The organism is Leptolyngbya sp. O-77 (assembly GCF_001548395.1).
In the GTDB taxonomy this organism is placed as follows: Bacteria; Cyanobacteriota; Cyanobacteriia; order Elainellales; family Elainellaceae; genus Thermoleptolyngbya.
Window position 1 is genome coordinate 2,968,996 of record NZ_AP017367.1, and the last position, 19,841, is coordinate 2,988,836.

Annotated in this window: 17 protein-coding genes; 10 read left to right on the forward strand and 7 right to left on the reverse strand. The window is 57.9% G+C overall.

Annotation, left to right across the window (positions count from 1 at the left end):
- Positions 1-147 precede the first annotated feature (147 nt).
- The 3 genes from O77CONTIG1_RS12645 (at position 148) to O77CONTIG1_RS12655 (ending at position 2,122) form a co-directional block, all read left to right on the forward strand.
- Positions 148-663 (forward strand): hypothetical protein, encoded by a 516-nt coding sequence (locus O77CONTIG1_RS12645; protein WP_068511078.1) that lies wholly within the window; start codon positions 148-150, stop codon positions 661-663.
- 96 nt (positions 664-759) lie between these two features.
- Complete coding sequence (panB, locus tag O77CONTIG1_RS12650; protein ID WP_068511080.1) at positions 760-1,551, forward strand: 3-methyl-2-oxobutanoate hydroxymethyltransferase; 792 nt, start codon at positions 760-762, stop codon at positions 1,549-1,551.
- A gap of 115 nt (positions 1,552-1,666) precedes the next feature.
- A complete protein-coding gene (locus tag O77CONTIG1_RS12655) occupies positions 1,667-2,122 on the forward strand; it encodes a hypothetical protein (RefSeq protein WP_068511081.1) in 456 nt (151 codons plus the stop codon).
- Between the two features lie 153 nt (positions 2,123-2,275).
- Here O77CONTIG1_RS12655 and O77CONTIG1_RS12660 read toward each other — a convergent pair whose 3' ends face one another.
- The 5 genes from O77CONTIG1_RS12660 to ruvA form a co-directional block, all read right to left on the reverse strand.
- Entirely contained in the window at positions 2,276-4,546 is a 2,271-nt protein-coding gene (locus O77CONTIG1_RS12660) for an amylo-alpha-1,6-glucosidase (RefSeq protein WP_068511083.1), read from the reverse strand.
- A 178-nt stretch (positions 4,547-4,724) separates the two neighbouring features.
- Positions 4,725-5,786 (reverse strand): 3-deoxy-7-phosphoheptulonate synthase, encoded by a 1,062-nt coding sequence (gene aroF / locus O77CONTIG1_RS12665; RefSeq protein ID WP_068511085.1) that lies wholly within the window; start codon positions 5,784-5,786, stop codon positions 4,725-4,727.
- Positions 5,787-6,104: 318 nt separating this feature from the next.
- On the reverse strand, positions 6,105-6,695 hold the full coding sequence (locus tag O77CONTIG1_RS12670) for a PAM68 family protein (RefSeq protein ID WP_084782582.1): 591 nt from the start codon (positions 6,693-6,695) through the stop codon (positions 6,105-6,107).
- Between the two features lie 73 nt (positions 6,696-6,768).
- Positions 6,769-7,038 carry a 30S ribosomal protein S15 gene (gene rpsO / locus O77CONTIG1_RS12675; RefSeq protein WP_068511088.1) on the reverse strand — a complete coding sequence of 90 codons (270 nt, stop codon included), beginning with the start codon at positions 7,036-7,038 and terminating at the stop codon, positions 6,769-6,771.
- 55 nt (positions 7,039-7,093) lie between these two features.
- Positions 7,094-7,720, reverse strand: a complete 627-nt coding sequence (ruvA, locus tag O77CONTIG1_RS12680) for a Holliday junction branch migration protein RuvA (RefSeq protein ID WP_068511089.1) — start codon at positions 7,718-7,720, stop codon at positions 7,094-7,096.
- Positions 7,721-8,052: 332 nt separating this feature from the next.
- Here ruvA and O77CONTIG1_RS12685 point away from each other — a divergent pair, with 332 nt between their 5' ends.
- The 5 genes from O77CONTIG1_RS12685 to O77CONTIG1_RS12705 all read left to right on the forward strand — a co-directional run bounded on the left by O77CONTIG1_RS12685 (position 8,053) and on the right by O77CONTIG1_RS12705 (position 16,196).
- Positions 8,053-9,393, forward strand: a complete 1,341-nt coding sequence (locus O77CONTIG1_RS12685) for a TldD/PmbA family protein (protein WP_068511092.1) — start codon at positions 8,053-8,055, stop codon at positions 9,391-9,393.
- A 361-nt stretch (positions 9,394-9,754) separates the two neighbouring features.
- Complete coding sequence (locus tag O77CONTIG1_RS12690) at positions 9,755-10,657, forward strand: hypothetical protein (protein WP_068511094.1); 903 nt, start codon at positions 9,755-9,757, stop codon at positions 10,655-10,657.
- A gap of 219 nt (positions 10,658-10,876) precedes the next feature.
- Positions 10,877-13,564 carry an ATP-dependent chaperone ClpB gene (clpB, locus tag O77CONTIG1_RS12695; RefSeq protein ID WP_068511096.1) on the forward strand — a complete coding sequence of 896 codons (2,688 nt, stop codon included), beginning with the start codon at positions 10,877-10,879 and terminating at the stop codon, positions 13,562-13,564.
- 12 nt (positions 13,565-13,576) lie between these two features.
- Positions 13,577-15,346, forward strand: a complete 1,770-nt coding sequence (locus O77CONTIG1_RS12700) for an NAD+ synthase (RefSeq protein WP_068511098.1) — start codon at positions 13,577-13,579, stop codon at positions 15,344-15,346.
- Between the two features lie 184 nt (positions 15,347-15,530).
- Positions 15,531-16,196 carry a hypothetical protein gene (locus tag O77CONTIG1_RS12705; protein WP_068511099.1) on the forward strand — a complete coding sequence of 222 codons (666 nt, stop codon included), beginning with the start codon at positions 15,531-15,533 and terminating at the stop codon, positions 16,194-16,196.
- A gap of 70 nt (positions 16,197-16,266) precedes the next feature.
- Here the strand turns inward: O77CONTIG1_RS12705 and O77CONTIG1_RS28390 are convergent, their stop codons facing one another.
- On the reverse strand, positions 16,267-16,503 hold the full coding sequence (locus O77CONTIG1_RS28390; protein WP_286132296.1) for a PIN domain-containing protein: 237 nt from the start codon (positions 16,501-16,503) through the stop codon (positions 16,267-16,269).
- 129 nt (positions 16,504-16,632) lie between these two features.
- Positions 16,633-16,875 (reverse strand): hypothetical protein, encoded by a 243-nt coding sequence (locus O77CONTIG1_RS23540; RefSeq protein WP_084782584.1) that lies wholly within the window; start codon positions 16,873-16,875, stop codon positions 16,633-16,635.
- 235 nt (positions 16,876-17,110) lie between these two features.
- Here O77CONTIG1_RS23540 and O77CONTIG1_RS12715 point away from each other — a divergent pair, with 235 nt between their 5' ends.
- Both O77CONTIG1_RS12715 and O77CONTIG1_RS12720 read left to right on the forward strand, forming a co-directional pair.
- Complete coding sequence (locus O77CONTIG1_RS12715) at positions 17,111-18,025, forward strand: histone deacetylase (protein ID WP_084782586.1); 915 nt, start codon at positions 17,111-17,113, stop codon at positions 18,023-18,025.
- A gap of 100 nt (positions 18,026-18,125) precedes the next feature.
- Entirely contained in the window at positions 18,126-19,841 is a 1,716-nt protein-coding gene (locus O77CONTIG1_RS12720) for a transglutaminase-like domain-containing protein (protein ID WP_084782588.1), read from the forward strand.

Here is a 19,841-nt window from a genome sequence, read left to right on the forward strand (position 1 = left end):
TTTTACAGGCGGCGTGCGCGATCCCAGAAGACACTATACCGCCTGGGTGAATGGCAACCGGGTAGATCACCAAAGAACTTCACGGACTGACGCTGTTTTCCCGTGTATCTCTCTGTGGACTGTTTCTGTACTTCCTGGAAATCTATCATGAGGCGATCGCTCCCCGCTCTGCTGGGTTTTCCGTTGATTCCGATGCTGATCGCGGGCTGTGCCCCGTCGCTGGCGGGGGCCCCCATTCCCGTCGATCAAGTGGTCAGCCAACTGCGTCCCCAAACGCCAATTCCGATTTTTCTGCCGGACGCAGTGCCGGGGATGGCGGAGGTGTATGTCCACGCCTATGGCGACGAAGACAGCTACGGCGTAGATTTTGACTATGTAGCCGATTGCAACGGCGCGACGGCCTGTAGCTATGGCGGCACTTGGGCGCAACGCTATGAGGGCGCGATGACTCCGGCGGAGATCCTTGGCATGTCGGAAACGGTGGAAACTGTGACCCTGACCAACGGCGTGAGCGGGCAATATGCCAACACCTGCGGAGCCTATTGCGTGGCGACGGTGATGTGGCAGGCAGATGGTATTCTCTACGGCGTGAGCATCAAAAACGGCGAAAAAGAGGCGACCATTGCGCTGGCCAACGGGGCGATCGCTGCTGGACCTCGATAACCCCCCCATCCGGGCCCTGCGCCAGACAAAAACTCTCCATCTCCAACCGCCACCGCTCCCCTTAACCGCCAACCTCAACCTCGGAGTTTCTGAATCATGGGCGTGACCACCCAACAGCTCAGCCGATTCAAACGCGACGGTCGCCCGATTGTGGTGCTGACGGCGTGGGATTTTCTGATGGCGCAAGTGCTGGATCGAGCAGGCGTGGACGTGATTTTGGTGGGCGATTCGCTGGCGATGGTGGCACTGGGTCACGAAACCACGCTGCCGCTGACGCTGGAAGACATGTTGCATCACACCAAGGCCGTCCGGCGCGGCGTGCAAAATGCGCTGGTGGTCTGCGATTTGCCGTTTATGACCTATCAGGAGAGCGTGGCGCAGGCGATGCACTCGGCCGGGCGCGTGCTAAAGGAAACCGGAGCGCAGGCTGTGAAGCTAGAAGGTGGCCATCCCGCCATGCTAGAGACGGTAGAACGGCTGACGCAGGCAGGCATTCCCGTGATGGCCCATGTGGGGCTAACGCCGCAGTCAGTGCATCAGTTGGGCGGCTTTCGCAAGCAGGGCACGACGACCGAGGCGGCTGAGCGGATTTTGCAAGAGGCGATCGCCCTAGAATCGGCCGGCGCGTTTTCCATCGTGCTGGAACATATCCCGGCTGACTTGGGGCTGCAAATTTCCCAAAAGCTAACCATCCCCACCATCGGCATCGGCGCAGGCCCCCACTGCGACGGTCAGGTACTTGTCACGTCCGACCTGCTGGGCCTGTCAGAATGGCAGCCCCCCTTCGCCAAACCCTACACCAACCTGCGGGACATTATTACCCAGGCGGTGCAGACCTACGCGACGGAGGTGCGAGAGCAGCGGTTTGGCGATTCCCCCAGCGTATAAAAATCGCTAGAGCATAAAGATTTTTCTAGTTTCATTACAGCCGGGGTTGCGATTTGCCGAATCTGTGCCGATGGATCGCAGAATGAGGGGAAAGAGCAACACAAACAAGGGACTCATGATCATTGCAGCCACAGCGCCCGATTTGACGGCAGAAGATTATCTAGTGGTGGGTCTAGCGACCTGTTTTCTGAAGGCGGATGGGGAGGTGCATCCGGTAACGGTTGCAGAACCGATTCCCTCGGCCGCGCTGGAGGCGATCGCCCGTGGCATCCCCACTTCCTACACACAGGCCGTGGCGACGACGCTGGGGGCGGTGCTGTCGGGCGAGGAACCGCAACTCCCTGCGGGCTTTCCGGCAGACACGCAGTTTTGCGATGAGTTCGCCGCGAGGGCGATCGCCGCAGCCCGCACCTACAAAGCGCGTCCTGTAGCCCAATCCCTAATTCCCCTGGGCACGGTTCACACCGATTTCAACCATTCCACCGAGCGCAAGCGCGTGCTGAACTCCGATCGCCTGGTCAAGCCCGAAGATAATGTAAAGCAGCACGCCTATACACATCAGGTGCTTTAGGAATTGCGGCTCTGGCAGTTCCAAAGAAATCGGTGGCTCCCATTAATTTTCCCAAGCGGATTTGCCAGGGAAGTTGCGGGAAGCCCACCGAAGCTTGACGAGCAATCCAAAATCGCAAATCCAAAATCGCAAATCCAAAATCGAGAATCAACCCTACGCCTCGATGACCACGCGCAGGTTGCCGCGCTTTTTCACCACGCGGCAAGCGGTGGCGCTGCCCACCCGCTCAAATTCCAGATCTAGCAGCGTTTGACCAATCCGCAGGTTGTGCAGCGACAGGCGATGCATCGTGTCGGGCAGGGCCGGATCGAGAATTCGCAGGCAGTTGTTGGGTGCATCGGGCACCAGGTTTGCCATCGTTAGCAAGAGCTGGAAGATGGCTCCAGTGGCCCAGGCCTGGGGCGAACAGGCGACGGGATATTGCACGGGGTTGTTGTCTGCGGTGCGCTCATAGCCACAAAAGAGTTCGGGTGGTCGCTGGTAGGGCTGGCGCAGGGTCATGTCGAAAATGCCCTGGGTGACTTCGAGTGCCTGGTCAATCCGGCCGAGCGATCGCAGCCCCAGCACCGTCATGCTGTTGTCGTGGGGCCAGACAGAGCCGATGTGATAGCCCATTGGGTTGTAGGCAGGCGACAGGCTGCTGAGGGTGCGGATGCCCCAGCCGTTAAACATGTCGGGTGCTTGCAGCCGCTCGGCCACGCTCAGGGCTTTGTCCTGGTCGAGAATGCCCAAATTCAAACAGTGGCCAGGGTTAGACGTAATGCTATCGACCGGGTTGCCCTTGCCATCCAGGGCCAGGGCGCAAAAGTCCAGATCATCCATCCAAAAGTCGCGGTTAAACCGTCGCTTCAGGTCTTGTGCTTCTTCAATCCAGCGATCGGCCAGGTCGATGCGCTTTTTCAGGCGGGCAATTTCTGCCAGCCGCACCTTTGCGGCATAGACGTAGGCCTGCACTTCGCAGAGGGCGATCGCCCCTTCTGCCAGTTCGCCCCGGCGGTTCACAATGCAGTTGCCAGAGTCTTTCCAGCCCTGGTTTTGCAGCCCGCGAGAGGAGCGCCGCGCATAGGCCAGATAGCCCGTCTCCTTAAGGTTTTCGTCAATCCACTCCATGGCCGCCAGCGCGTTGGGCCAGAGTCGCTCTAGGGTTTCCTGGTCATGAGTCCAGGCGTAGTATTCGGCGTAGAGCATGAGCCACAGCGGCGTTGCGTCCACTGTGCCGTAGTAGGGCGTGTGGGGAATTTCCTGGCAGCGGGCCATTTCGCCCAGGCGCAGCTCGTGCAGAATCTTGCCGGGCTGTTCGTCGCGCCAGTCGTCATGCTGCTTGCCCTGATAGTGGGCCAGGATGCTGAGGGTGTCGCGGGCAATGATGGGGTCGAGGATCAGCGTTTGCGAGGCGGCGATGAGGGAGTCGCGCCCAAACAGCGTTGAAAACCAGGGCACCCCCGCTGACAGAACCTTGCCCTTGCCAAAGGTTTGCCGCAAGAGGTACACGTCTTGCTGCGCCCGCTCGATGATTTGATTCATGGCTTTGTTGTCGCAGCGGATGCGCGTCACTTGTTCGCCCCACTGGGTCTGCTCCAGCAGTTCCGCTGCCTTGGCTTGCATCAGCGTCATGGGCGTGTTAACGGCGGAGGGCGATCGCCCATTCAGCAGCGGTTGCAGCCGATAGCCCAGGGTCAGCGTTTCATGCGGCTCTAGCGACACCTGCCACAGGGCGGTGTAGCCCTTGAGGAAGTTAGGCGGCTGGTGCAAAAACTGGATGCGCGACTCCATCAGCCCGCCATCTAGGCCCTGATAGGCCAGCGTAATTTCTAGAGGCATCGAGGCGGGCAGCGGATCGGCTGCATCGTCTGTCGTGGCTTCCATTACGTCCAGCCGGTGATCCTGCGCTACCGCAGGCACCAGCCGCAGCCGCCGTCCTGGGCGATCGCGCTGAAAGCCCCGAATTTCAAACAAATCCAGGAAATCGGCATCAAAGCTGAGGCTGAGTTCAAACTGCACGGGTTCGGTGCTGAAGTTGGTCAGGCTGATTTCTTCAAACAACCCGCCGTTTAGCACCAGTTCTCGCTGGATGCCAATGGTTTCCGGCGGAATGGTGCCTAGCTGGGGGTTGGCGCACAGCACTGACAGGACGAATCCCTTGTCGGCATTGCTGCTAAGGAGGACGGGCGATCGCCCCTCAATCTGCAATTCCAGACGATTTAAGAAGCGCGTATCCTGACAAAACAGTCCCAAACTGCCGATGGAGTCTCCCTCCAGGCAAGCGGAAATATTGCCTAGCGTGTCGGTAATCAAAAACAGGTCGTCGTCTTTGAGCGTCAGCGTCGGCTGCGGGCGTTCGCTAATGACGCAAGGCCACTCCGGCTGCGGCAGTTGATCCGCAGGCAAAAATTTCCGTCCATCCAGTTCCACAAAGTCAGGCATCGCGCTGGGTTGAACTCAACTGTGAAAGAACATTTGCGAAAAAACGCTCCCGGTTAAGTTCGATTTTAGTCGCAGCGCCAGCCAGAAGTCGTCTGCCGACTCGAAGATTTGCGAGAATAAGGGCAATCGTGCCTACCCCTCTCGGCGATCGCCCTTGTTCCAACTTCTGGGATAGGGTTTAGGCGAGCACGGGCACTGGATTGGCTTCCCAGCGGTTGACCGCATTGCCAATAATCGATAGCTCCTGCATCAGTCGGTCAAAGCGCTCCGGCGTGAGCGATTGCGGGCCATCAGACAGCGCCTTCGATGGGTTGGGGTGAACCTCAATCATCAGGGAGTCCGTTCCGGCGGCGATCGCAGCCATTGCCATCGAGGGCACATATTCCGACTTGCCCGTGCCGTGGCTGGGGTCGATCATGATGGGCAGGTGAGTGAGCGATCGCAGCACCGGAATCACCGCCAGATCCAGCGTGTTGCGGGCATACTGATTGTCGAACGTGCGGATGCCGCGCTCGCAGAGAATGACGTTGGGATTGCCCGCCGCCAGGATATACTCCGCCGCCATCAGCCATTCGTCAATCGTGGCAGACATGCCCCGCTTTAGCAGCACAGGCTTATCCTGAGCGCCTACCTTCTTGAGCAGCGAGAAGTTCTGCATGTTGCGTGCGCCCACCTGCACGATGTCGGTCACTTCGCAGATTTTTTCCAGGTCTGCTGCGTCCATGACTTCGGTAATAATGCCCAGTCCGGTCGCATCTTTCGCCGCTTGCAGCAGTTCTAGCGCACTCTCGCCATGTCCCTGAAAAGCGTAGGGTGAGGTGCGCGGCTTGAATGCACCGCCCCGCAAAAACTTCGCGCCTGCGGCTTTTACGCGGCGAGCCGTTTCCACGATCATGGTTTCGTTTTCAACAGAGCAAGGCCCCGCCACCACCACAATCGGCGCAAAGACGCTGAAGGTCACTGGGCCATTGGGCGTGGGCACGACGACTTCGCTGGGTTCGCCGTGGCGATATTCCTTGCTGACGCGCTTATAGGGCTTTTCGACCCGCAGCACTTGCTCAATCCAGGGACTCAGGTCTTGGAGTTGGAGCGCGTCCATCTCGGCAGTGTCACCCACCAGACCGACCACGGTTTTGTGTTTGCCGACGATTTTTTCCGGCGTCAGGCCCATCTCGCGAAATTCGGCACTCAGGCGGTCGATTTCTTCGGCGGGCGCTTCGGGCTTCATCACCACAATCATGGGAAAATCCTGCTTACTTTGAATAATTCAAGAGAGGTTAAAAGTCCTTCAGCTCTGGGGTTTAGGCAGAGCGTTTGGGTTGCGTTTAGATCCAGGGCAGGGGAACGTCCGTGGAGCAGACATCGCCCAAAAACATGACTAGTTTAGAGTATTGAATGCTACGGAAACGGCAGACTGGCAGGTTAACTTCAGTTAAGAGTTCTAAACGCCACACGCCAAAATCCAAAGGTTTAATGCTGGGCTAACGCTAGCGCTTATTTTAGGCAGCCCAAAAGACAAAAACCACCCTCCGGTCGGGTGGTTTCTGCGATGAGGCGTTTAGGACTGAGGGCGCTGCGATCGCCACGCGGCAATGGTGCGTCCCAGGTTAGTGCGAAACTCCGACGTGCCCAACAAGCTGCCCGGTTCATCTTCCCAAGAGGCCGAAAACAGCCCATAGCTCAGCCCCAGCACGCCCAGCCCAAAAAAGCCCAAACTAACCAGCAGCACAGCGGACGTGGGTAAATCCATGAGGTGCTGGCTGACGATGTAGTAGCTGACGACAAAGGTGGCGATCGCCAAAAACGACGGCACGCCGCAGAAAATTGCCATCCGCCTAGCCATGCGCTTGCTCACTGCATCAGGAATCGCCATCGATGCGCGGGTGGCCGCAGATTTCTTGAGAGCAGCATCAGAAGCGCTCCCCGAGGGTTTTGCCTTCGGAGGTGCTGGCTTGGAGGGGGCTTTTACGGCTGGTTTTGAGGCAGATTTGGGCGCTTTTTTGGGGTTCGCGCCAGTCTCTGACTGTTTACCCGCAGCGCCAGACTCTTCAGACTTCTTCAAGCGCTTTTTCGGCTCAAAAGGTAAAGCCTTACGAGCCGAAGCGTCTGAACTAGAGGAGTTGGGGTCTGGTGGAGTAGAAGATGCCATGTAAAAACCTGTTCTGACCGCAAGGGTTCAGCTAGCTACACCATCTAGCCAAGCAAATCGAGTTCGTTGAACCCTAACCACGAATGCCCAGCTTGCCGATTAGAGCGCGGTAGCGATCTGGATCGTGTTTTTGGATGTAGGCCAGCAGGCGCTTGCGCTGACCGATCATCTTCAGCAAGCCCCGACGAGAAGCGTGGTCTTTTTTGTTTTCTTTGAGATGGGTGCTGAGGCGGTTAATGCGCTCAGTCAGCATGGCCACCTGAACATCTGCCGATCCAGTGTCCGTTTCGTGAATTTGATAATCAGAAATAATCTGCTGCTTGCGCTCTTGCAGGAGTGCCATTGGGGTCGTCCGGTGAGTATCAATACAATCAACGATTGTATCACAGGGTTCAGGATCATTGGCTCAGCCAGGCGATCGCCTCTCGAATCCACTGCTCTGCATCGGCATTTTTCGCCAGCGCCGTTTTTTGCCCCACGGCCCGCAGCGCTTGCATGATTTCGCCACTGGAATAGCCCAGCGCCAGCAGCGTTAGTTCTACATCTTCTTGGACACTGCCCACGGGCGCAGCATCTGGTGTCGTGGAAAGTCCCGACTGGGTGCGCCAGTCTGCCAGCTTAGTCTTTAACTCCAGCGCCAGCCGCTCTGCCGTTTTTGCGCCCACGCCTGGTGTCCGCGATAGTAGCCGCGTGTTGCCCGACACGATCGCCTGCACCAGATCTTGCAGCCCCATGCCATCCAGCAGCGCCATCCCCAACTGCGGCCCCACGCCGCTGACGCTAATCAACTGACGAAACAGATCTCGCTCTGCCAGCGACCCAAAGCCATACAGCACAATCTGATCTTCCTTCACCTGCTGATGGGTAAACACCTGCACCAGCTCACCCGCCCCCGGCAGCGTTTGCAGCATTCGCGGTGTGATTTGCAGGTCATAGCCAACCTGGTTCACTTCCAGTGTCAGGATGACGCGATTGCTCGACAGCTTTTGTACAGCGGCGATCGCGCCCTTGAGGTAGCTAATCATGGGTGAAAGAGTCGGTTTAGGGTCAGCAGAATGAGGAGATGATGCGATGAGGAGATGATGCGATGAGGAGATGATGCGATGAGGAGATGATGCGATGAGGAGATGATGCGATGAGGAGATGATGCGATGAGGAGATGATGCGATGAGGAGATGATGCGATGAGGAGATGATGCGATGAGGAGATGATGCGATGAGGAGATGATGCGATGAGGAGATGATGCGATGAGGAGATATTGACAACTCTCATCATCCCATCATCACCCCCTCTCTCCCTCTCTCCCTCTCCACCCCTGCGATACACTTTAAGAAAAATCCCCAAAACACCCCCCACCATGCCGATTCTCGTTAGCGATCTTGCCAACCAGGTTCAGGAGTCTGCTCGCCACCTGGGAATTCAGAAGTACGACATCTACGGCGCGTCGGTGGATGAAACCAGCGTCCAGGTCGATCAGGGCGAACCCAAGCAAGTGAAGGCATCGCAGCGATCGAGTGTAACGGTGCGCGTATGGAACCCGGAAGGCACGCTGGGCATCACCTCGACAACGGACGTAGATCCGACGGGACTGGAACTGGCGCTGAAGACAGCTTATGATGCCAGCTTTTTTGGCATGAAGGAGAATGTGCCCGACTTTAGCCCGGAGGCGACGGCTCCGCTAGCGGGACAGGAAGATGATCGCGTGTCGCCTGCGTCGGTGTCTGACCTGATCGCGGCGTTAGTCGAAGCTGAGAAAGAACTGCTGGCAGCGCATCCGGCGATCGCCTCTGTGCCTTATAACGGTCTGTCGCAGCGGGATATGGAACGGTTTTATCTGAACAGCGAAGGCGCAGTGCGGCGGCAGGGGCAATCTATTGCGTCGATCTACCTCTACAGCAAGACAGAGCAGGAGGGCAAAAAGCCCCGCAGCGCCGGGTCTTTTGAGGTGAGTCGGGGGCTAGCGCAGTTGGATATTCAGAAGTGTATTCAGGAAACGGCCGAGAAGACGATCAGCCACCTGGATTACGAGAAGATTCCTACTGGCAAATATCAAGTTGTGCTGTCGCCCGATGCCTTCTTGAGCCTGATTGGAGCGTTTTCTAATCTGTTTAACGCGCAGAATATTCTCGATCGGCAAAGCTTGTCTACGCCAGAGTCACTGGGGAGTGCGATCGCCTCTCCACTGCTCTCGCTCTGCGACGACGCGCTGCATCCCGAAAACATCGGCGGCGAACTATTTGATGGCGAGGGCACGCCCACCCGCCGCGTCTCGCTGATTGATCAGGGCATATTGACCAGCTTTTTACACAGCGCTGGCACGGCCAAGCGCCTGAACGCGCAGCCCACCGGCCACGCCAACATGGGCGCAAAGGTGACAGTTGGCAGCCATTTCTACCATGTCTTGCCGGGAACCGCCGACCCCGCCTTTGACCTCAATACGGCTAATAATGTGGTGTTTATCGACGACCTGCACGCGCTTCATGCTGGGGTACAAGCCCTCCAGGGTTCCTTCTCGCTGCCTTTCGACGGTTGGCTGATCCGCGATGGGCAGCGCACCAGCATCGAATCCGCGACGGTCGCAGGCGATTTTCGCCAACTGCTCAAGTCCATCATCCACATCGAACCAGAGCTGGAACGGGTCGGCGCTGGCCTCAGCCCCCGCGTGTGGATTGAGGAACTGTCGATTACCGGTGAATAGGGTTTCGGGAGTTCTACTCGCTACCCCTATAACCCCCGATTCCGAATTTCTCCTCACATTTAACCCTTGATTTCAGGGAATCTCGCTCATTTGCACCAGACCTGGATAAGATTGAGAGCAACTGCTAGGGGATGAGCAAACCGCGTGATGCGGAGCCATCGCGCCATATTCCAGTCTTTGCGCCCTGATTTGGGGAATGTGGCCCGGTCTAGGCGAGGCGTTTAGAAGCATGAGGTCTGCACCAGCGCTTGGATTGGGCGTTGGTGCTTGATTTCAGGCTGCATCTCGGGCTGTGTCTTAGGCTGTGCTTTGGGCGATGTTGCAGACCGTGTGAGTGAGGAGCGAAACGAGGAGCGACACCATGAATGGTTGGGTTGTGCGGGGGCTTTCCCTGCTCTTGCCCTTGGGGAGCATAGCGGTCGTTGGCAATGATTTTCTTTTGGGGCAGCAAAGGGCGATCGCCCAGCCTGCACCAGCCATCGATTCGCCAGAGTTACCGGAGTCGTCATCCATAGCGCGGCCGCCTGGGCCCTACGTGCTTCAGCTTTCGGACGTGGCGACCGAGTTCCCATTATCCCTGGAGCAGGTGCGGTTTGAACCAGGGCCGCTGACGGACTCGGTGCAGGGGCAGCGGCGGCCCTATCGCCCCGATCAGCCGCCCTATCTCAACGGCGAGCCATCCCATCTGGTCTATCAATTTCAAGTGCCCAGCCCAGCAGCGGGAATCGCAGTGCCGCCGGGAACGCTCAAGATTTATTCGGTGAATGGGCTGCGGGCGATGTATGCGGGCTATCGCCAGGAGCTACAGGCGATGAACCAGGTGATTAACGGGCTGCGAACCATTCTGACCCAGCGCCCGTTTTACATTAATCGTCCAATCGGTGTGCTGCCGCCTGTTTCGGGGGATGAAGTGCTGCGATCGCAGATGGAATATCTCCGCTTTGGGGAGGGCAGTGGGCTGCGTTTCGTGGGGGTTTACAAGTACGACGTTAGCCCGATTCTCAGCAACGAACTGGTCTATATCTTTCAGGGATTGACCACCGACGGGCGCTATTATGTCTCTTTGTCGCAGCCGCTGCTAACGTCCGTATTGCCCGCCACAGCACCGCTCACGGCGGATCAGTACGATGCCTTTGTGGCAGATTACGAAACCTACCTGCGGCGGGTGGCTCAGCAGCTCAACATGCAAGATAGCAGCGGCTTTTTCCCAAATCTGACGCTGCTGGATAGTCTGGTGCGATCGCTCCGTATCCAGCCTCAGTAAGATCACGCTTGCGATCGCCCCATACACGTCTGCTGCATCAGCGTCCTGTTTTTGAATTCAGGCAAACCGGAGGCAGCTTCCGTACACTAGAAGTAGGTGAAAGTCAGCCCAAAAGGTTTGCAGGAAATGGCATCCAGCCTCCTCCCGCAAGCGTCTGGCTAAACACTCACGTTACAATAGAGAACACCCTAAGCAGCTATTCAAGGATTTATTTTTAACATGCAGCCAACCGACCCCAGTAAATTTACGGAAAAAGCGTGGGAAGCGATCGTCAAGTCGCAGGATGTGGCCCGCAGCTACCGTCAACAAAATCTGGAAGTCGAGCATGTGGCGATCGCCCTGCTGGATCAGGAAGGTTTGGCCAATACCATTCTCGACAAGGCCGGTATGGAATCGGCCCGCCTGCGGCAGCAGCTAGACTCCTTCGCCGCCCGCCAGCCCAAGGTCAACACCAACGACCTCAGCCAGCTTTTCTTGGGGCGCGGCCTAGATACGTTTTTGGACAGGGCCGAAGATGCCCGCAAGGTGTTCCAGGATGACTACATCTCGGTCGAACACTTGGTTTTGGCGCTTTGCGAAGATGACCGCGTGGGTCGCCGCCTGTTCAAAGCCGCGGGCATCGAGGCGAAGCAGTTGGAAACGACGATCAAGAGCGTGCGGGGCAGTCAGCGCGTCACCAGCCAGTCGCCAGAGTCGCAATACAAGGCGCTGGAGAAGTACGGGCGCGACCTGACGGAGCTGGCCAAGTCGGGCAAGCTGGACCCGGTGATCGGGCGGGATGAGGAAATTCGCCGTGTCGTGCAAGTGCTGTCGCGACGTAGCAAAAATAACCCCGTGCTGATCGGTGAGCCGGGTGTGGGCAAAACGGCGATCGCCGAGGCCCTGGCCCAGCGCATCATCAACGGCGACGTGCCCGAATCGCTGAAAAATCGCCAGCTCATCAGCCTCGATATGGGTTCGCTGATTGCCGGAGCCAAGTATCGCGGCGAGTTTGAGGAGCGGCTGCGGGCGGTGCTGCGTGAGGTGACGAACTCCGAAGGGCAAGTCGTCCTGTTCATCGACGAACTGCATACCGTCGTGGGCGCAGGCTCCTCCTCTGGCACTACGGATGCCAGCAATTTACTCAAACCGATGCTGGCGCGGGGCGAACTGCGCTGCATTGGCGCGACAACGCTAGACGAATATCGCAAGCACATTGAAAAAGATGCCGCCCTGGAACGCCGCTTCCAGCAGGTCTACATTGGTCAGCCGACGGTAGAAGACACCATCTCCATCCTGCGTGGCCTGAAGGATCGCTACCAGGTGCATCACAACGTCACCATTACCGACTCGGCGCTGGTGGCGGCGGCCATGCTGAGCGATCGCTACATTACCGACCGCTTCCTGCCTGACAAGGCGATCGACCTGGTGGACGAGGCGGCTGCAAAGCTCAAGATGGAGGCGACTTCAAAACCCGTCGAGCTAGAAACCATCGAGCGCCGTATCCGCCAACTTGAGATCGAAAAGCGCTCTCTCGAAAACGAAGGCACGCGCCTGGGCGTGACCAACGTCGCGTTTCGACCCTCAAAAGAGAAACTGGAACGCATCGAAGCCGACATCGCCCAGCTAACCCCCGAAAAAGAGCGCCTCACTAAGCAGTGGGAAACTGAGAAGAAAATTCAGGCAGAAATTAAGCTCCTGCGCGAAGAAGAAGAAAAGCTCCAGCGCCAAATCGAAAAAGCCGAGCGCGACTATGACCTCAACACCGCCGCCCAGTTGAAGTACGGCCGCCTAGAAGCAGTGCATCGAGAACTGGAAGAAAAAGAAGCCAGCCTGACGGATGTGCATACTGGAGCGGGCAAGGCGCTGCTGCGGCAAGAGGTGACCGATTCGGACATTGCCGAAATCGTCGCCAAGTGGACGGGCATCCCGGTGAATCGCCTGCTGGAAACCGAGCGCCAAAAGCTGCTGAATTTGGAATCTTTCCTGCATCAGCGGGTGATTGGGCAGCATGAGGCTGTGGCCGCTGTGGCTGCCGCGATTCGTCGTGCCCGCGCTGGGATGAAAGACCCCGGTCGTCCCATTGGCTCCTTCATGTTCCTCGGCCCCACGGGGGTCGGCAAAACAGAGTTGGCCCGCGCCCTGGCCGAGTGCATGTTCGACTCGGAAGATGCGCTGGTGCGGCTGGACATGTCGGAATACATGGAGAAGCATTCTGTGTCGCGGTTGGTGGGTGCGCCGCCGGGCTATGTCGGCTATGAGGAAGGCGGGCAACTGACCGAGGCGATCCGCCGCCGCCCCTACTCCGTCGTGCTGCTGGACGAGGTGGAAAAGGCCCATCCTGACGTGTTCAACATTCTGCTGCAAGTGCTAGACGACGGGCGCATCACCGATTCGCAGGGGCGCACGGTGGATTTTCGCAATGCGATTGTAGTGATGACGAGCAACATCGGTAGCGAGCATATCCTCGACGTGTCCGGTGACGATTCCAAATACGAGGAGATGCGAAAGCGGGTGATGGACGCACTGCGAAACCACTTCCGCCCGGAGTTCCTCAACCGGGTAGACGACATCATCCTGTTCCACGCCCTCAGCCTCAAGGAACTGCGGCAAATTGTCGGTATCCAGCTTCAGCGCATCCATCGCCTGCTGGCGGATCAAAAGCTGCGGATGGAACTCACGCCGGACGCGCAAAACTACATTGCCGATGCGGGCTTTGACCCGGTGTATGGCGCACGGCCGCTGAAGCGGGCGATCCAGCGCGAAATCGAGAATCCACTGGCGACCAAGCTGCTGGAAAACGCCTTTGCCGAAGGCGACACGATTTTGGTAACGGTGGGCGAACATGGGCTGGTGTTTAGCACGAAGACTGCCGCTCCTGCACCGTCGCCTGTTACAGTTTCGCAGCCAGTGGGAATCGATAGCTAGCGGGTTCCAGCCATGAAAATTGCGATCGCCCAGCTAAATCCCACCATCGGCGACCTCACGGGCAATGCCCAGCAAATTCTGGATGCGGCACAAGCGGCGATCGCTCAAGGGGCACGACTGCTTCTGACGACGGAGCTTTCGCTCTGCGGCTATCCACCCCGCGACCTGCTGATGCAGCCCAGCTTTTTGGCGACAATGGCAGAGACCCTGGCGCAGCTAGCGCGAGACTTGCCTGCGGATCTGGCGGTGCTGGTGGGAACGGTGCTGCCCAATCCCGATGCGGTTCACGATGGCGAAAAGCCCCTGTTTAATACGACCGCGCTGCTGCTGGAGGGCGCGGTGCAGCGCTACTTTCACAAGCGGCTGCTGCCCACCTACGACGTATTCGACGAAGACCGTTACTTTGAACCCGGCGACGACAGCAGCGCCTTTGAGCTGGATGGCGTGTGGATTGGGGTCACCATTTGCGAAGACCTGTGGAACGACGAGAGCTTTTGGGGCAAGCGCCATTATGAGGTGAACCCGATCGCCGAACTCGATCGCCAGGGGGTTGATCTGGTGCTGAACCTGTCGGCGTCGCCCTACAGCGTCGGCAAGCAGCAACTTCGGGAAAACATGCTGCGCCACAGCGCCACCCGCTACGGCCAGCCAATTCTCTATGCCAATCAGGTCGGCGGCAATGACGATTTGCTGTTTGACGGGTGCAGCTTTGGGCTGAATCGGGCGGGAGAAGTCGTGCTGCGGGCCAAGCCGTTCGAGAGTGACCTGGTGTTTGCCGAATTTGACCCGGCGGTAGACGAGCTGATGCCCATGCCTGATGCGATCGCCCCGTTGCCCGACAGTGCCGATGCAGAAATCTGGATGGCGCTGGTGATGGGCGTGCGCGACTATGTGCGCAAGTGCGGATTCCAAAAGGCGGTGCTGGGACTCAGCGGCGGCATCGACTCGGCCCTGGTGGCGGCGATCGCCAGTGCTGCCCTCGGCCCCGAAAACGTCCTCGGCGTGCTGATGCCCTCGCCCTACAGCTCCGACCACTCCATCACCGACGCGCTGGATCTGGCGAAAAACCTTGGCATCCAGACCCAGACCATCCCCATTACCCCTATGATGCAGGGCTATGATCAGGCGTTAGCCGAGCTATTTGCAGGCACTGAGTTTGGCATCGCCGAAGAGAATTTGCAATCGCGCATTCGCGGCACGCTGCTGATGGCGATCTCCAACAAATTCGGACACCTGCTGATTTCCACGGGCAACAAGTCGGAAGTGGCAGTCGGCTACTGCACGCTTTATGGCGACATGAACGGCGGACTGGCGGCGATCGCCGACGTCCCCAAAACCCGCGTTTACTCGATTTGCAAGTGGCTCAATGAAGGGATGAGGGATGAATTCGGAAGGATGAATGGGGCGTTTGATTCCTCCCTCTTAATTCATCCCTCCTCCTTCCCTGTCATTCCTCCCCACATCATCACCAAGCCGCCCAGCGCCGAACTCAAGCCGGGCCAGGTCGATCAGGACTCGCTGCCGCCGTATGAGGTGCTGGACGATATTTTGGAGCGGTTTGTGGAGCGGCATCAGGCACCGGACGAAATTGTCGCCGCAGGGCATGACGCGGCCGTGGTGAATCAGGTGATTCGGCTCGTAACCCGCGCTGAGTTCAAGCGCAAGCAGGCTGCACCGGGGCTAAAGATTACTGATCGCGCCTTTGGCACGGGCTGGCGAATGCCGATCGCCAGTCGATGGCTGCCCAGCGCACAGCCCAAAGCACCCCAGCCCATCGTTTAAGTTCTAATAAATCCTGCGGCCGATTTCCCAGTTCCGAGAGAATGGCAAAATAATCCGGACGGGCGATCGCGCTATGAGCGTGATCAGGTATGGCGTTTTAGCAAGCGCAGAGTTTTACGCAGCAGGCGTTGCTCCAGCGCTTTAAGATTCCTGATTAATCGAAGTAACGGGTAAAGGGCGATCGATGAAAAAGCAACTGATTTGGCTGGTGGGCATTGCGGCGGGCGTAGCGATCGGGGCGCTGGCGGCGACGGCGCTATCGGTGCGACAGGTGTCGCAGGTGCCCGACTGGTACGCCACGGAGCCGCCTGCCATTGCCACCACGCCCGACCCAATGCCGATATCGCCCGAAGCCGTTGAGCGCCTGGTAACGAGCGGTGCGCCGGTGGCGCTGGACGGTCAGCAGGTCAATCAGATTGTGACAGCGGCGATCGCCCAATCTCCCGAAGGTCAGACGCTATTGCAAAACGGCTTTAGCACCACCATCGAGGATGGCAAGATCAAAGGCGGCGTGGTGGTGAACCTGTCGGAACTGCCGACCGACGGGCTGACCGATCAGGAGCGGGCTGCGCTAGATCGGGTGCTGGCGTTCGTTCCGGCGCTGGGGCGGCGCGGCGTGTATCTCGGCATCGAGGGCAGCCCGACGGTGCGAAACGGGAAGCTGAAACTTGACGAAAACATGACCGTGAAGGTCGGCAATCTGAGCCTGCCTGCGTCGGTCGTGGCGAGTCAGCTTGGGCTATCGCTGGCAGAGTTAGAAGCTCGCATTAATGCTGAAGTCGAGATGCGGGGTATAGAATTGCGAGATGTGCGCGTGGAGGGCGATCGCCTAATCATCAACGGTCAATAACATTGGTTAGTAGCATTCAGGTCGATTGTCGCCAACTTTCAACTTGCAGTCCCGAAATGCGCTCAAATTCTCACAAGTTTGCAGTAATCATAACCAGGCTATGCTGAAGCGCTGTAGCCGCTATCAAGACATCGTAAGCCCCAATTGGCTTCCCTTGAGATTGAAGGAGCGCACGAATTTCAGCCACTTGTTCTGCTTTTAGGGTGCTAAAAGGGAGAATTCTTACAGAAGACAGAAAGCTGGCGATCGCCGGTTCAACCTTCTGGGCGCGTTGAGGATTGAGGGCCAATCCGTAGCATAACTCCATGACCGTAATCGCCGAGACCGCAATATCAACAGGCGGGGTTTGCTTGAGCCTGACTTTAGTGCTAGGTTCACCCTTGATGAAGTCGCTTGATGAAGTCGCGGATGACGCAAGTATCCAGCAGATATTGCATCAGAATAGCTCCGGCTCAGGGGGTGGAAGGAGTTCGTCACGATAGGACTCAAACGGAGGGAAGCCAGGAATGCCTTCATAGGACAAGATAAATTCCGACCACTGAGACGTGGAAACAGAGGGTGGCTGAATTACCTGACGTAAGGCTTGTAGAATCAAAGTCTGCAATGGAACATTAGATTGCTCTGCTTGACGGAGCAGGTCTTGCTCAAGATCTGGCGGTAAATTGATCGTGATTTGCATAGTCCATTCTCCTAGTAGTTAACTTATTCACTTTTGGATACGGAGTGCTGTTCAACTTTGGAAGAGAAAATGCGGTTGAGCCATTCCTTGAAACGCTTCTTTAGCTTCTTTAAATGCGCCTGCGATCGCTCGGTTAAGCCCCTCCACCCTAGAATAGCGCTGTAAAATCGAGGCATTCCTTCCCTAAGCGCCTTGCCATGTCGCAGTTTCCGATCTTCTATTCCCGACGTGTTTTTTGCAGCATGACACGGGTTCCTACCATCCCGAAAACGCCGGACGGCTGCGGGCAGTGGTGACGGCGCTGCGGCAGGTGCCGTGGGCCGATCGGCTCGATTGGCGATCACCCACGCCTGTGGATGCTCAGGGCGATCGCCTGATGGCGGCGCTCTACACCGTGCATCCCCCGGATTATGTAGCGGCGGTGGAATATGTCGCCACCCACGGCGGCGGGCAGGTCGATCCGGATACGGTCGTGTCGCCGGATAGCTACGAGGCGGCGCTGCTAGCGGTGAGCGCCTGGCTGGATGCAGTGGACACGGTGCTGCAAACGGGGCGGCCAGCGTTTGCCCTGGTGCGCCCGCCGGGGCATCATGCGCTGCCCAAGCGGGGTATGGGGTTTTGCCTGTTTTCCAATGTGGCGATCGCCGCTCAGTATGCGCTCCAGCAGCCGGGGCATAGAGCGCGTCGGCATCTTGGACTGGGACGTGCATCATGGCAATGGGCACCGAGGCAATTGTGGAATCTGACCCCGCGCATTGCGTTTTGCTCGCTGCATGAATATCCGCAGTATCCGGGCACGGGCGCAGCGGGCGATCGCGGACAGCATGACACTGTGCGAAATTTCCCCATGCAGGCTGGCAGCACCTTGGCAGACTATGAGCCGCTGTTTGCGCGAGAAATTGTGCCTTTTTTCCAGGCGTTTTGCCCCAGTTTGCTGCTCGTCAGCGCGGGCTACGATGCCAACCGGGCCGACCCACTGGCGCGAATCTGCCTGAACCCTTCCGATTACGGGGTTTTCACGCGCTACTGTCTGCAAATCACCCCAAAAATCGCCTTTGGGCTGGAGGGTGGCTATGACTACACTGCCCTAGCGGAGTCCGTCATTGCCACGATTGAACCCTGCCTGGAGCCTGCAAGCGTCAGGGGTTAGCCGAAAAACCATCATTTGGATACACACGCCCCTGGTGTCTTTTTCCTATGATGTAAGACGGCTTAACCAGCCTACCCCTGATCCTGCATCCCGAACTTTTATGCTGCTTGAACCCGCCTTATCCAATGCCTCAGAACAGCCAGGAGAGTCCCTGGTGATTCAGTCCAACGCAACGACGCTGCACCGCACGGTGCGTCCCGTGGGGGTGTATATGATGCGGGGGCTGGCGCTGCATGAGGGCAGGCTGCTGACGCTGGACGCAGTGCGGGGGTATCTGGTTGCGATCGCCCCCGACAGCGACAGCACGACGATTCTCAACTCCAAACACACCGAGCAATTTCTGGATGGCAGCGGACTGGCGATCGCCGGAGACACGCTCTGGTTCACGCGGGAAAATAGGGTCTATCGCTGCCCCCTCACTGATCTGTCCGGCGATACGCTCACTCCAGACGAGTTTGCAACGCTGCCCTACCCGGCAGATGGCGTGGCGGTCTACGGCAGTGCAGTTTACATCACCTGCCAAAAAGCGGGTGCAATTTTGATCTACGACGCGGAAACTCAGCGCGAGATTACTCGCTTTGCTGCGCCCGGTGTGGGGATTGAAAATCTCACCTTTCGGGGGGAAGAACTGTGGCTGTGCGATCGCCTAGAGCGCACGGTCTACTGTATGGATCGGGCAACAGGGGAATTGCGATTCAGCCTGCTGACCCCCTTCGATAGCCCCAGCGGGCTGGCGTTTTATCCCGATCCCGCAACAGGCGATGAGGTGCTGTACGTCGTCTATTCCTTTGAGGAAGCCTACATTCGAGACGACCCCAATAATCCGGAACTGCCCTATGAGCTAACCTTCCGCGATCGCACCTTTCTCCATCCGCTCTATTTCCGCTACGACCCGCAGCAGCACTACACGCTCTCCAACGGGTTTCTGGTAGAAATGATCTATGCCGAGGAGATTTCCCCACTGGATGCGGTGCAGCTAAACGGTCTAGAGTGGCGGATTGCTCTGCCTGCGGAAACGGCCCGCCAAAAGCTGCGACAGGTGGAGCCGATCGGCATCCCGTTTACCGAAGAACTGCAAGACGGACAGCGGGTTGCGGTGTTCAAGTTTGACCAACTCCGGCCCCACGAAAGCCACATCTTTGGCTGGAAGGCGCTGCTGGAAGTACGCGGCATCAAGTATCAGTTCACCTACGACGACGTGGAGAAAATTCCGCCGCTGTCGCTGGAGTTTCAGTCGCGCTATCTGGTCGATGACGACGATCTGGCGATGGAAACGCCTGTGATTCGGGCCGCCGCCCGCGAGTCCATTGGCACAGAAACCAATCTGCTCCGCAAAATTCTGAAAATTCGCAACTATGTCTACGATCGCCTGTCCTACAGCATCAAGCCCCATATCGACACGCCCGATGTGGCGCTGGAGCGGGGCACAGGCTCCTGCGGCGAGTATGTCGGCATTTTGCTGGCGCTGGCCCGGCTGAATGGTATTGCCTGCCGCACAGTCGGTCGCTACAAGTGTCCGCCCTACGCCGATCGCCAGCGGTATCCTCTGGAGCCAGAATTTAACCATGTCTGGATTGAGTTTTACATTCCGGGCTTTGGCTGGCTGCCGATGGAGTCGAATGTAGATGACGTAGTGGATGGTGGCCCCTATCCCACCCGCTTTTTCATGGGCCTGCCCTGGTTCCATGCTGAAATGGCTAAGGGCATTTCCTTTGAAACGATCAAAACGCCAAATAGTGACGTAGACGTGTCAATTGGGGATTTAGCAATCAACCACGTCCGGTTCACCATTTTGGAGGAGCTACCGCCGCTTTAG